The organism is Methanosarcina hadiensis (assembly GCF_046529725.1).
GTDB lineage: Archaea > Halobacteriota > Methanosarcinia > Methanosarcinales > Methanosarcinaceae > Methanosarcina > Methanosarcina hadiensis.
Genome location: NZ_CP136241.1, coordinates 2,240,322 through 2,255,119, shown reverse-complemented (window position 1 = coordinate 2,255,119; position 14,798 = coordinate 2,240,322). Strand labels below are relative to the sequence as shown.

Genomic DNA, 14,798 nt, shown 5'->3' with positions numbered 1-14,798 from the left:
TTATAGGAGTTAACATGATCCCTAGAAAATCATTTTTAACTAAAGGTACCGGGGTCCATAAGGACAGATTGGCATCCTTTGAACTCGCATTGAGGGATGCAAGAATTGAGAAATATAACCTTGTAAGCGTATCAAGTATTCTTCCTCCTAATTGCAAACTCGTATCTAAAGAGGAAGGTCTTGCAGAACTGAGGCCTGGTGCAATTGTCCATTGTGTTCTTGCGAGAAATGATACTAACGAGCCGCACCGTTTGATGGCAGCAGCTATAGGGACTGCTGTTCCCGTGAATGAGGAGAATTACGGCTACATTTCAGAACACCACTCTTTTGGAGAAGAAGAAATAATTGCCGGAGAGTATGCTGAAGATCTGGCTGCGACAATGCTGGCGACAACTCTCGGTATTGAGTTCGATGCAGAGATGGCGTGGCATGAAAGAGAACAGGTGTATAAGGCAAGCGGACACATTTTTGATACATTCCACATGTGCCAGACTGCAAAAGGTGACAAGGACGGAAAGTGGACAACGGTAGTGTCTGCAATGGTATTTGTCACAAGCAAATGTTGATAACTCTCTTAAAGTAGGTTTTCAGAAAGAAAAACAGTATTTAAGAGAAAGAACCGGATAAATCAGGTAAGGATTAACCATATAAGGATTAAACCATTAAGGATTAACCATATAAGGATTGAACCATTAAGGATTATCCATATAAGGATTAAACTATTGAGGATTAAACCATTAAGGATTAAAAATCCTTTTAAAAACATTCTTTTTTGAAATATATGATGGGAAGAAGATCAGAGCTTCCCTGGCCTGAGGGGCATGTAAGGCTGGAAGAACCTTGCCCACGTGTCCCGAAAATACTTTTCATAAATTCTTGGCTGGATTAAGCCGCTGCTTCCTATAAGCGCTGCACCTGCAAGGATAAAGAGACAACCATTGACCGTATTTGACTGTACAGGCTCTTCCAGTATCATGCAGCAGAAGCAGATACTACTGACCGGCTCAAGCAGGGAGATCACGGCTGCTGTCTGAGCTTTTATACGAGCCAATCCTCTAAAGTATGTAAGGGATGCAAGAGCTGCAGCTATGATCCCTAAAGGTATTAACAGTTCCAGGTTATTAAGCAGAGCCAGTCCTGATACAGATATTCCGAAAGGGAAGAGCAGGACGAGGGTTACTGCTGTTGACCAGAACATTTGCTGTACAGCCGAATAGTTTTCCTTCAGGTAATTCATTGTCATTATCGAACAGCCATAAGAAAGGCCTGAGATTAATCCTGAAAGAATTCCCGTAATGAGTTCCCCGTCTTTAAGGACTGTGACCCCGCAGTAGTTTGAAGGATTAATAGCGAGCAGAATTCCCGAGATCGAGAGTGTAAGTGCAAGCATATCAAGTATGGTTACGCGGTTTTTCAGCAGCAGGGGAGAGAGAAGGGTAACATATATCTGTGCCGTATACAGGAAAAGAACAGCTACAGGGATTCCAAGCTGCCTGATTGTGAAGAAAAACGTAAACATAGTGATAGCATTTAGAACCCCAAGAAAAAGCATATGGGATTTCTTTTGCTTTAGCTGAACTTTTTTTATTCCCCCGAATAATGCAAGATACCCCAGAACTACCGCAAACCCGAAAAAAGATCGGTAGAAAAGAATGGAACCTGCTTCCATTCCTTCTATTTCTCTTACTAATATGCCTGTTATTCCGAAAAGGATACAGGACGTGATAACTGCTGTAAATGATTGATTCCTTTCTTTAAGTGAAGCGAACATGATAAGTACTAGAGAGATATTTGATCCTGAATATAAAACTATCTTAAAATTATTAATCACTAAAGTTTAGAAAACATTACCGAGATAAAAGAGAGCCGGAATAAACATTCAATAGAAATTAAGATGATATCATATGAAAGTAAAATGATACTATGTATTTGTTATATGCTTGAAAATAAAAATTAAGTGAAAAGAAAAAAGTTAAGCTTAAAAACAATATAATATATTCTCCTTTTTATATCAACTGTATTGTATATTATTTACTCTACAAAATACTATTTACTCTACAAAATAAATCATTTCATTTGGGGTGCGCGTCAGTTCATTACTTTCTATGCCTGACTGAATTAGTTTTTCAATTCTATCCCACGCATTCTTACGGGTTGTCTTAATCCCGAGCACTCTTGAAGTTTGAATAATAAGGTCTTCCATAGGGGTTGAGTACTGGTTGGTAAGAACAAAACGGACAGCTTCTTTTATCTCTTCATCGCAGATCCATTCAATCTTTGCATATGACTCAGTATCCCGCCTGCGTAAAAGATCTGCAGGCCCTGAAAGAGGCCAGTAAAATTCTCCCTTTGCCTGGATTTTTCCCGATTTTTCGGCAGACGCCATAGAGTCAAGTATTCTCTGCCTTATTTTGCCAAGCATGCGCTGGAGTCCTGTGTGTGACCTTATCCTCTGAATTATTTCTTCCTGATGAACAGGCCCTTCAAATTCTACAATTTTTATGATTGCCTCCTCAAGCTGTGCATCAGATATATCAGAAAGGTCTGCTGACTGCATGAGTCCTGAGGATACACAGATTCTGTAAGGGGGCACAAGAGCTTCAAGTGCATTCCCTTTCCCGGAAATCCTTTCCCCTTTGTCTTTGTCAGGATCGGCGGGTTCGATTTCTTCAGGAGTTTTTGCATCAAATACTGAGTCTTCTGAATCAAGAATTAAGCCGGAATCGGCTCCTGGTTTATCCTGCAAACTGCTGCCGGAAAGGGCTTCGGATCCAATTTCGGGTCCATATTCAGGCTCATATCTAATTTCGTACTCGGAATTCCATTCCGGATCAGGATAATCCTCCTCTTCAAATTCTTCAGGCTCAAAGGAGCCTCCGGAGCCGTAGATATAAGCAAATTCATTGATTCTTTTGCCTTTGCGTTTCTTTTCCGGACCTGCACTGAAATCTATTTCAGGGTAAGCCTGGAAAAAGTTAATTTTTTCAGGTTCAGGCTCAGGAATCGGGTATGATTCTTCCTCAAAGTCAGTCTCGAAACTCGAGCTCGGATCAGCATTGAATTTAAGAAGCTTTGATTTCTTTGTCCTTCTTGAGGTCTTACTTCTGGAATTTTCGTCAGCTAATGTGGCCATTGACTCGGCTTTTAAAGTCATCTCTGGAAGGAAGTCCCTGCCTGAAGAAGTTGAAAAGCTTTTATTCAACCCGAAGACGTCCATATAAGATAATTCTTCGTCTTCTGCTTCGCCTCTATATTCCTTATCTTCCGCCTGTTCTTCTTCGGATGCTTTTTTTGCATCCTCTTCGAATGCTTCTTTTGCTTTTTCTTCGTATGCTTCTTTTAGCTCGTCTTCATATGCCGCTTCAGGAGGAAGATCATCTTTTGGGCCTTCCTTTTTATATGAGAACTCAACCTGAACTTTCCTTATAAGCGGAGAATTTCCGGTTAGGTCTTCCGAAAGGAGATTCTCTCCGGAGGATTTTTTTGTGAGGAGAGTCTCGAAAGCCTTAGCTTCCGGTTCTTCAGAGGCATTACTTGCTCCAGGTAAAATAACACTGGTAACAGGATTAGCATTTATCTCATAATCTTTCGCGGTTTTTGTCCAGGAAGTAGGCTCGTTTATTATTACAGCCCAGGATTCGGGTTCGGATTTTGCCTGCAGTTTTGCCTGCTTAACAGCCTCATTTACGGTTTCAAGCAGTTTTTCCCTGCATTCCTTTGGATGGAGGTACCAGTCCGTAGACCATACCCTGTAGATTTTCCAGCCCAGACCTTCGAGGACCTGCTGGCGCAAACGGTCGCGGTCTCTTGCGACGCGAGAGGAATGGTAATCTGCCCCGTCGCACTCGATCCCGAGAACATACCTCCCAGGATGGCGCGGGTCAGGGACTGCGAGGTCGAGCCTGTATCCGGCACACCCTATCTGCCTGTGGATTTCACATCCGTTTTCAGTAAGGAAATCTGAGACAGCTTCTTCGAAAGGAGTATCAAGTTCCTTTGTCCCGCACGAAAGTACCGGGAGTGTACCGTTTTCGGCAAATTCAAGGAAGACTTTAAGGGCTTTGAGCCCGAAAGGCGAGTTTTCGTCAAGAGGCAGGTCTCTTGAAGTAAAGTTTGAGAAAACAACGCATTTTTCCCTTGCTCTTGTTATTAGTACATTAAGACGCCTTTCTCCTCCGTCCCTGTTGAGAGGGCCGAAGTTGAGAGAAAGTTTCCTGTTATGGTCAAAGCCGTAACCGACACTGAGCAGAATTACATCCCTTTCATCACCCTGAATGGTCTCAAGGTTCTTTACGAAGAAGTGTTCCCCCCTCTCATTTCCTGAATTGAGGTCAACATCCGGGTTTGCTTTCTGGAGGGCTTCGATTTCTTCCTGGATAGCCTCCTGCTGTTTGATATTGAAAGTCCCGACTCCAAGGCTCTTTCCAGGATACTTCTGGTAATGTTCAAATACCGCCCTGGCAACAGCTCTTGCCTCAATCCTGTTTGCCCCGCTCCTGCCCCTGTCATAGGCCGCGTCAGGTAGGTGAACAAATTTCAACCCGAGGCTCTCGTCTTTCTGCATCGGGGAGGGGTAAACGTAAAGGCGGTTATCATAAAACTCGTGGTTGGAGATTGCGATCAGAGACTCATGCCTGCTCCTGTAATGCCAGCGCAGGGTTTTTACAGAGAAGCTGCGCTTGCAGACGTTAAGAATGCTCTCCATATCCCCTGCAGGTGTGTAATCCTCAGGCTCGGTCTCATGAGAGTCGACTACAGTATCAAAGAAGTCGGTTGGAGGAAGCTGTTTTGAGTCTCCCATTACCACTACCTGCTTTCCGCGCAAAAGCGCACCTACGGCATCTTCAGGCCTGACCTGGCTTGCTTCGTCAAAGATAATGACATCGAACCTTGTACTCCTTGGGTCAAGGTACTGGGCAATTGAAAGCGGGCTCATGAGGAAGCAGGGCTTTATTTTCTGTATAAGGCCGCCTGCCTTTTTCATAAGGGTACGGATAGGCATATGCCCGCGTTTGCGGTTAAATTCATTGAGCAAAATTCCGGCTTCGGAGGCTCTTGATGCTCCGGAAGACAGCTTTGGAGAGTCCTCATAAGCAGTGCAGACAATCCTTTTTCTGTTTTCAAAAAGGACTTTTTTATCCAGGTCTATGAATTTGCTTATCTTGCCTTCATGCAGTTCCCGGATAAAAGCAGATAAATCGGGCCTTTCCCTGAAAGCCCTGTGCAGCATGCTTTCGGCATAGTTTCCTTCAAAAGCAGGAATCATATCCTGGGGCTCTATTTTTCCGGATTCTATATCGTCCAGCATGGGGGAAGCAAGGGTTTCGAGGCATGCCTGCCTGTATCCAAGGTACTGGCTCCAGAAAACGAGGGAAGAAGTCTCGTCTTTCCATCTGGTCACACGTGTTTTTAACTGGCTGAACTTTACAGTTTCAATATCCCCGAACATCTTCCCGAAATCTGCCCCTACGAGAGCGCCTAACTTTTCAAGGGAGACGTTAAAAGCATCTTTTGCTGCCATGACTTCATTTACTGCAGACTCGATTGATGCCTGGTCTACTCCGCTCCCGACCAGCCTTACTGACCTGTCGGTTAAAATGCCGTCTTTAATATGCCTGCGGAAAGGAACCATCCACTTACAGTAATCTTCCAGCAGGGCAGGGTCGCTCTCAAAGCCTTTCCAGTATTCCGAGAAGAATTTTTTCCCGCTTATTTCTGCTCCCTCTATCTCAGCCCTGCGCATCTTACATTCGGAAACGCATGCAAGGTCCAGAAGGATTTTGCTGTCTTTTGAAGGCGCTCCTGAGATATAACAGGCTGAGATCTCCTTTTTTAATTTCCTGTACCTGGAGTTTAGAACGCTGAGCAGCTTGCCGGAAACTTCTTTAAATTCCGAGACCTCAAGATCGAGAATGGAAGGATCGAAGGTTTTGTCCACAAAGGTTTTTAGTTCCCTGTACTGCCTGACTCTGGAAACCAGAGCTTCGGCTTCGGATGTAAAAGCCTCGGAGTCCCATTCAGGGTTCTGAAGAAGTTTTTCAGGCAGGGGCTTTGATTTGCTTATAAGTTTTGCAGCTTCGGTTATACCGGGAATATCCTTTAGAGTCTGAGGCTTTGAGGTTGCAGAGATATCGTTGAGGGTTTTTATTGACTTTTCAAGGTTTTCAAAAGCAAAAGCACATTCATCTGCAGCAGCGCCTATTTCCCCGATATCGGAAGGCAGAACAAGTCCGGGTTCACAGCCATACCAGGTATTTTTCTTAACAGGTCCGAGGGCCGGAAGTACCTGCCCCATTTTTTCCAGGATCGACTCGGCTTCCGCCCATGCTTCAGACTCCCATGCTTCAGGGTCCTGAAACTTAAACCTGGGCATCTTTAAGCCTTTTGACTCAAAGTAAATCCTGTTCTTTTCTTTTACTCCATAAAGGGAATACAGGTTCGGATAGATCTTTCCTGCGGGCTCCCTGAGTGTCTGCGCATACCCGTTGAGCTCCTGTTTAAGTTTTTCAAGCTCGTTAAGGTCCCTTTCCGCACTTATAGCAGGCGGAGCTTCGCGGTTAAGGGCTTTTTCCAGCTCTTCAAGTACGGCTTTTTTCCTGGTCTGGTGGCTGTGGACTTCAAGGCAGAGCTCTCCAAGCCCGGCATTGTCGAGCCTGCTTTTTACCACCTGAAGGGCAGCCATCTTTTCACTGACAAAGAGTACGCTTTTTCCCTGTGCGAGCAGTTCAGCAATCGTGTTTGCGATTGTCTGGGACTTTCCTGTGCCTGGAGGCCCTTCCACTACAAGGTCTTTTCCGGCTTTTACATCTTCTATTACTGCTATCTGGGAAGAATCGGCATCCATTATATGGTAGGTGTCTTTTGCCGTAAGTTTAAGGTCGACTTCCTCTTCCCTGAAGCCCTGCACCTCACACTCGGGCTCCTGGGGATTGAAGACTTTCTGGATAAGGGGGTGTTCTGCAGGGGACATGTCCTCAGGCCAGGTTGAAATGTCCAGGTCTTTATACATGACGAATTTTCTGAAATTGAAAAGGTCTAGGCAGACTTCAGGAACGAATTTCCATTCAGGTCTTTCGCGGATTGCCGCGGTTATTGTGCTGAAGTATTCCTGTATCCCTGAAGTTTCTTCAGGCATCTCGAATTCAGGAATTTCTACCCCGAACTCTTTCATCTTAGCCTGAAGGGTAATGGAGGTGAAAACCTCATCTCCTGTCCACTGAATGCTGAAATTTCTTCCTTTTCCTATCCTTTTAAGTTCAACAGGGACGAGGACAAGCGGAGCTTTCAGGTCCTTTGCCGAAGCTTTGGTTTCACTCCACTGCAAAAACCCTATTGCAAGATAAAGTACCGGATAACCCTGTTCTTCAAAAATGGAATTCGCCTGGTTAAAGACGTAAAAAAGCTTCCGGTCAAGAGTTTCATTATCGTCCGGAGTTTCGAGGAAAGGTTCGCGGGAATTCTGAGTTTTATTTTTCTCTTCGGAGGTAAGGATTTTTCCTATTGTCTTCAGAAGCCTGTTATCGTTATCCGAAGCATCGTCTTCTTCCCCGGTTTCACTCTTTTTGCCTTTTCTGGGCCTGGTCTTTATTGCCCTGAACTTCATCGATTTTTCCTGAAGAACAAAAAGGTCATAGACTTCCTCCGGAGTTCTGCCCGTAATTGAAATTGTCCGCCTCGGGGAAAGACGGTAATTGAGAAGGTTATTCCGGAGGGATAAATCAAGTAAATTCTGCCTTAGTGTTTCCAGTTCCTTAACTACATCTACCATAAAATACCAGGCCCTGTTCAAATAATCAATAAAATATATTTGTGATACAGATAAGAATACAGAACATTTACTAATAAATTTTGCCATGTTCTGCCGAAAATAAAGCTTTAAATGTGATCTAAAGGTTTTCCGAAACCTGATCGAAATCCTCTTAAAGAGTCTTTAAGCTCTGAGAGAATCTGATTGCTTGAACCTATAACTGTAGAATATTGATTTAAGAGTATAAAACATTTTACCAAACTTTTTAAATTTTATAATTCTCTTTACTTGCTTTCGTATTTATCTCAGATTTATATACTTCTCTGAAAAGGATTATGCAAGAGGATTATGCAAGAGGATTATGCAAGTAGTGTGTGAGTGCTTATATATTAGCTATTTGAAATTATTTCAAATTAGATATACAAGCACAGAAATACATCTGAATTTATTTATCTGTTATTAGAGTTTATTGGTAATCCATGTTGATTGGTTGATAATTTCGAATAATCTTCAAAAACAAAACAGCAAGGGCAATAAGAACAGAGTAGAAATGGATTTTTTCAAATACAGTTCAGTCCTGCAGTCCGGCCCTGTTTTTATATTGGGACGGTAACTGATGCAGCCATAAACAACATTATGAAAATAGATTGTAAAAAAGTATAGAACTTTAGAATCAACAAACTATTATTTTCGATTTTTCCCTGTGTTCTTTACTTTCGCCTTTTCCCCATTAGACTCATTCCTGTAACAAACCCGGCTCCAATGAAAATTCCAGTAAATACGCCATTCTTTAAATCACGAGACAGATATCCCAATATTGTGCATACAATAAGAGCTGTAGTAAAATACAAAATCTGTTCTTTCGTTAGAAATTTTTCCATATTTACCATTCCCTACTTTACTTTCCTTTTATTTTTGCTTTGTGTTTTTCTGGCTGATAAAATCCTTTATGAATATCGAATATGTTATTCTGAAAATACCCTGAGTATCTTACTGATTTTTTTCGAAAAACCTCTCACCCAGGAGAACTAATTTGCAGGTAAAAATCGGGGATTACTTACAGGAGGATTAATTTATAAGCTAAAATAGTAAACTTCCCTATTAGAACCCGAGAATTAAGTTCTGAAATCTTTAACCCGTGCAATGTCATTCGTTTTAATGAATCGTTCTTGTCCCGCTCGACGCAGGAGAGCGGAAAGTCCTAAAATGAAGAAAAAGAGAAGAATGGTATTTACCTTTTTTTAAAATTGAACGCTCACGAATTTTATGAACTAAAAATCTGTCTTCTTTTTTTTCATTTTGGGGCTGGCCCGAGCTAGCGCTCAAGAAGACTTATTTATAAGTTAAAAAGTGAACTTTACTGATGAGAACCGAAGACTGAGTTATAAAAACTGGGTTATAATATCTCTGACACATATAAAGTCATAAAATCATTTGCTTACTGAACCGTTTTTGTTCCGTTTGACACAGGAAAGTGGCCTGTCTACAGTAGTAAAATGAATTCTTTCGTAGTAAAATGATTTCTTTCAATGAAATAAAATTTCACTATTTTGCATGATCTCGAGTAAATTTGGGAGGATAGAAAAAATAATAAGCCTCTGAAATATGTTCCACAAGTATTTTATATTCTGACATCTTTTTTATATTTTAGTTACCGTTGGAGGTACCTGGCAGACTTAAGGGGGGTAATTACAGAGGTTGTTTTTTACCTGTTCAGTTAAAGGAGTAACTCCGGGGTAAAAATATAAAAGACCCTTTTAAGGGGCTCGAAATAGTGGGGATGAATGAAGTATGAATAGAGTTAGCATCAACGGTTTTTTGAAACCAATGAATAATGTGCCCATTACCGATGAGTATCTGGGCCATTTTTTGAAGGTCAGCTACATTCAGGAGATTGGCGGTAATTCGATTTACAGCAAGGATCGAGTTGACGTCGAACGAAATGGAGCTTTCCGTTTTTTCCTGCCCAACCAGGAGCTGCTGGGCGGAAAGTCAGTCACGATCGCGGTGTTCGCACCGGATGGCGAGCAGCTGGGCACTCAAATTTACAGCTATGGCAGTCTGAATGCAGCTATTTTACCGGAAAACAACGAAGATAACACACAGCCCCTGATCCTGCATGTGGACCCGAAAGTGATTCAATTCAATGAATCAAGCCCGGTCCTGGATGCCTATCGAAAGGTTGCTGGCAGGGTAATTGATATTTCCGGCGAGAAAAAAGCGGCCTGCGTTCAAATAATCATAATGGCAAGTGATGACCCGAATGCTGCTACGGATAGCCAGAGCTATCACCCGATCTTCTCTGCACAGGCTGATCGGGGAGGTTATTTCTTCGGAAAGGTGGATAACAGGACTCATGAAAGGGCTTACGGACTGATTGCCGGACTCGAGGGCAAGCCCATTCCGATAACCCTGGATGACAGGAGAATCCCGAAAGACCTAATTCTGGTAGCTGATCTGTCGGACTTGCCCGGTGAGGTCCTGTCCAGCGGGGGAACCCCGATGCTACCGGACGCTGAAGATCTGGTTCACAGTTCATCTTTTTCTCAGGACCTGGGCGGAAAGTGTGTAGATTTTACGATCCCTAACCGCACCCTGGAAGAATTTAGCTTTTACCATACTGTTAGGACCACGGAACCGGAGATCAGGGGACTGACTATTACGGCAAAGGAAAGCAGGTACATAAAAGATGAACTGCAGACTATCTCTGACGAGCTCTTCACTATTTTCGGCAGGCTCAATAATTCGTTCAGAACACTTTCTGTCATCCCTTATACCGTGGATAAAGAAAAAACGGCATCCGAAATGGACCGTGCGCTGCGGATCAATAGCGCTCCGGCTGCTGCTCCAGCCTCGCCTATCTACTACCTGAAGATACCTTCAGGAACCGTGCAGCTCAAATTAAGCACACAGGACCTGTTGCAGGTAGAAAAAGGGATCAACTTCAATTTCCTGGTCAAAACGCTGGCTGAGCAGGCGCGCCGCAAGGCGAAACTGCAAGAGCTGCATCAACAGCTGGCAGCAGCCTACTGTGGCAAATACGGAGTTCAGGAAGCAAAGACCTACTGCGAGACTTTGACAGCCAGGAATGCTCTAAATTACACAACTCTGGAATCCATACTCGGGCACATCAGGAAGTATGCAGGGTTTGTTGAGCCCAACAGCAAACTGGGAAGCCAGTTTAAGGAGTTCGTTTCCGATCTTGATGAACTGCTGGAACAGCCCTTTGCGGATTCCGGGCTCATAAGCGTCATGAAAACCCGGGCAGTAAAGCTGATCCAGGAAGTGGACACTGCCACGAATGAGTCTCAGGACCAGGAAGAACTGCTCGGCTATTTGCGGCGTCTGGTGGCCGAACTGTCACAGGTGGGAGAAAAAGGGGTATACAATTTCGAGCCCTGCCCGTCCGCTGAGAAAACGAAAACAATGGGGATTCGTTGCCTGATGCATCAGTTTGAAGACACGAAAAATGTGCTGCGTAATAAAGCTATTTTCTCGCTGGGCGAGATCCTGATGATCCGCTCCAATTACGATTTATTTATCACCAGCATTTCGGCATTTTTAAACCTGCTGGAGCAGTTCCACAGTTTTTATATTTCGAGCACGTCCTTCATGGTCTCCCTTGAAGACAATTACTTCATCGAAAACTATAACCCTATCAAGAGTTCGCTGAACAGACTGAAAAAGCAGATCTACACTGCAATCAATAAGATCGAGGATATTGAACGCGCTTACATCTCTAACCATCCCGGGCGTAAGGAACTTACAGTCGAAAATAGCATCGATTGGGACGAGACTCCCACGATATACGAGAATACCACTATTGCACATGGCCATATCCTGCACTTCAAGCAAAAATGGAAGGCTGACGGGTATTCACTAGGGGATTTGCTCTACAGCCTGCCGCTGGCGCCGTGCCAGGAAAAACAGATCGCGATTGTTGACTGGGACCGTGAAGAACGCTCTTCCCGAAGTGAGGCTCAAACAGTCACGGAAGCCATTACGGCTGAGATTTCACACGATAGGGATATCAGTGAAATAATTAATTCGTCTTTCAGGGAGAACATCAGTGCCAGTTCAACCAACAGAACAAGCTCCACGAGCGGGGGTATCGGTGGAGCCCTGGGGTTCATAGGCAGCTCTTTCGGCCTTGGAATTGCAGGGGGAGTTTCTCATTCGGGTGCCTCATCCAGTTCTACAGCCACACAAAACTCAGCCCGGAACCTGTCAGGAAGTACATTGAATCGGCTGCAGGACAATATCGCTCAGTCGGCCTCATCGCTCAGGAGCCAGCGCAGTACTGTAATACAGACAGTGGGGCAAACAGAGAACATAACTGTGCAGACCGAAATAATCAAAAACCACAACCATTGCCATGCTATGACTGTGGAGTATTTCGAGGTGCTGAAGCATTATGCGATCGAAACGGAACTTGTGGATGTCCAGGAGTGCCTGTTTGTTCCGCTGCCGATGAGCCTCTTCGATCATCAAAAGATCCTCCGCTGGCGGAATACTCTGCGCAGGGCCGTATATGGCCAGAAATTGGTCCGGGGTTTTGATGCTATCGAGCGGATCGCAAACAATTATGCTGATTCTGACCTGCCCACTGGCAGCTATGCGGATGAAGTAATCGAAGATTTCAATGGCAGTTTCTCAATTTCGTTCGAACTCAAGCGCCCTTATATCAGCGTAATCGAGGAGGCAACAAAAACCGAAACTTATGATCTGAGCGTGCCGTTCCCGTGGTTCATCGGCCAGATGAAATTTACACTGGAGCGGGAAGTTCCCCTTACCGAAGCCGAGAAAGACGCCATTTTCGAAGCAGAGTACGCCCCGGAGATTGTCCGCACGTTTATCGATAGGATCGAGATTCATGCCATCGCAGAAGATGGTACTGAAGAGCCTCTGGATCTGGACTTTACCATGCTCTCGAACTACCGCCGCGGAGTGCCGCTGGAAGTGAAACTCGCCAGCCGGGCGCCACAGAACATTACCCGGCGCCGGATTAAGCATCTGCGTTTCCGCGCCAGCACGGCTGTCAAAGCGTCTTCAAAAATCATCTTACGCTCGGTCTATCTCTATTATCGGACCAGGCATCTTAACGAGTCCATTGTCCGGAACAGCCGGGTTAACAATGATATCATCAACACTGTACAGGTCCACATTGACCTTACCACACCTCCCTATGTCGAGATTCAGACCCGAACCGATGCTGCACTGATATATACGCCGCTTTCGGACAAGGAGCTGAGGGACCCGAGAAAGGAGGACCGTGAAGCTGCCGTCACTCTGGTTAGCTTTTTGAATGAACATCTGGAAATGGCCCATAAGGTGATCTGGTCTAGCATGGATGCAAGCCGCCTGTTCGGCCTTCTGGACGGCTACATTGCACCTAATTCGGGAGGCAGGAGCGTAGCCAGTGTTGTCGAAAATAAAATCATGGGCATTGTAGGGAATAATTTTGTGCTCAAGGTTGTACCCGGTGAGCGTCTCGACCCTGTATTTAAGGGTGTCGAAGACCTGGTTGCCTACTATCAGCCAACAACGAAGCCGGACCCGTTTAGGGTCAGTGTCCCGACCAAAGGAGTCTACGCGGAATCCGTTATGGGCAAATGCAACAGCTGTGAAGAAATCGATGATTCCCGGCACTGGCGCTTCTCCGAAGTCCCATGTGATGCAAAACCTACGGCTATTGACTCTGTTTCCACAAGCAGCCGACGCTCGGATACGGGTAATCTCCAGGTCAAGGATCTGCCGTCAAGCATCATTGCCATGCAGACAGCCCCAGCTGCACCCGATCCTACCGGCCTCGGTGCGGCATTTAGTCTCCTTGGCAAGAGCGATGTATTCAAGGATATGACCGGTCTTGCCGGCACCCAGGCTAATGCTCTGAAGGCTCTGGAGACCACGTCCAAAAGCGTGACCGACCTGGCAGGCTTAGCTGCCGATCTCCAGAAGCAGAGTGCCATGAAGAAAGACATAGGCAAGACCCTGAAAACCATCCAGGATGCTGAGGACAGTCAGCAGATTTCCAAAGACCAGGCCAACAAGCTTGCTTACAGCGCCCTGAGCTCAATGGTGGGTGAACCTGCGGTGAAACAGGCAAACCTGACCCAGGAGAAGGAAATCCAGGATTTGATCAAGTCCCAGTCGCAGCAAAAGGCACCGAATATTAAGATCAACCGGGGATCGGAATCGGTCGAGGTGAGCGAACCAAAAACTGGCGGTACCGAAACCTCGTTTGATTACACCGTCCCCGGGATCGTGCCGATCATAGCGCAGCCCTCGAACATGACCTGCTGGGCCACGGTTGCAACCATGATGATGTCCTGGAAGGATAGTGTATCTTACAGCATTGAGGATGCAATGGACATAGCCGGTGCGACCTATCGTGCCATGTTCGATGCCAACAAGGGATTGCAGGCAGCGGATCACGAAGCCTTTGCCGAAGCGTGCGGCATGAAAGGAGAGCCTCCCATGTGCTACACCGTAAGCGGCCTGCGCGGGCTGATCGAGCTTTATGGTCCTCTGATCGTGATCGCTGATGAAGCTCCGGGTGATCTCTGGGCAATCCACGCCAGGGTGGTTCGCGGTATCTACGGAGACGGCACGGTTGATGGCACTTTCCTGCGGATCAACGACCCGGCTGGAGGCCGTCAGTATACCGAGTCCTTCCGTGCATTCTCTAGAAAGTTCGAAGAAGTTGCGGACGCCCCACGCTTGCAGATCATGCACTTCTAAATTGCCCTCTCCATGGTGGCTGAAAAGCTATCATGAAACGGGCATTCATTTTTTTGAAATTTCCCGCCAAACTCTTATTTCCAGAATTGCGCCTCGCCCGAGTTCCGCTTCGGGAGCACGGTGTCCTTTTCGCTGCGCTCAAGAGGACTAATTTTTGGTTTAGAATATTCGCTTCTCTCAAGAGGACTAAGCTTATAAGTTAAAATAGTGAACTTCACTAAACGAGAGCCGAAAAAATAGTTATAAAATCTCTGACCGATTCAACGTCATTCGCTTTACCGAGTCTGTTTTGTCACGCTCGATGCAGGAG

General features: G+C 45.2%; 4 protein-coding genes. 2 read left to right on the top strand and 2 right to left on the bottom strand.

The window, feature by feature from the left end; genetic code table 11:
• Window positions 1–14: 14 nt before the first annotated feature.
• Entirely contained in the window at window positions 15–566 is a 552-nt protein-coding gene (locus RSJ42_RS09450; RefSeq protein WP_410507052.1) for a pyruvoyl-dependent arginine decarboxylase, read from the top strand.
• 230 nt (window positions 567–796) lie between these two features.
• Here RSJ42_RS09450 and RSJ42_RS09445 read toward each other — a convergent pair whose 3' ends face one another.
• Window positions 797–1,771 (bottom strand): DMT family transporter, encoded by a 975-nt coding sequence (locus tag RSJ42_RS09445; RefSeq protein ID WP_410507051.1) that lies wholly within the window; start codon window positions 1,769–1,771, stop codon window positions 797–799.
• A gap of 279 nt (window positions 1,772–2,050) precedes the next feature.
• The gene (locus tag RSJ42_RS09440; RefSeq protein WP_410507050.1) at window positions 2,051–7,768 is read right to left on the bottom strand and encodes a DUF3320 domain-containing protein; all 5,718 of its coding nucleotides are present in this window, start codon (window positions 7,766–7,768) and stop codon (window positions 2,051–2,053) included.
• Window positions 7,769–9,538: 1,770 nt separating this feature from the next.
• Here RSJ42_RS09440 and RSJ42_RS09435 point away from each other — a divergent pair.
• The gene (locus RSJ42_RS09435; protein ID WP_410507049.1) at window positions 9,539–14,488 is read left to right on the top strand and encodes a papain-like cysteine protease family protein; all 4,950 of its coding nucleotides are present in this window, start codon (window positions 9,539–9,541) and stop codon (window positions 14,486–14,488) included.
• Window positions 14,489–14,798 lie beyond the last annotated feature (310 nt).

Coding starts and splice junctions, on each gene's coding strand:
- RSJ42_RS09450 (WP_410507052.1), top strand. CDS start 15: ATGATCCCTAGAAAATCATTTTTAACTAAAGGTACCGGGGTCCATAAG.
- RSJ42_RS09445 (WP_410507051.1), bottom strand. CDS start 1,771: ATGTTCGCTTCACTTAAAGAAAGGAATCAATCATTTACAGCAGTTATC.
- RSJ42_RS09440 (WP_410507050.1), bottom strand. CDS start 7,768: ATGGTAGATGTAGTTAAGGAACTGGAAACACTAAGGCAGAATTTACTT.
- RSJ42_RS09435 (WP_410507049.1), top strand. CDS start 9,539: ATGAATAGAGTTAGCATCAACGGTTTTTTGAAACCAATGAATAATGTG.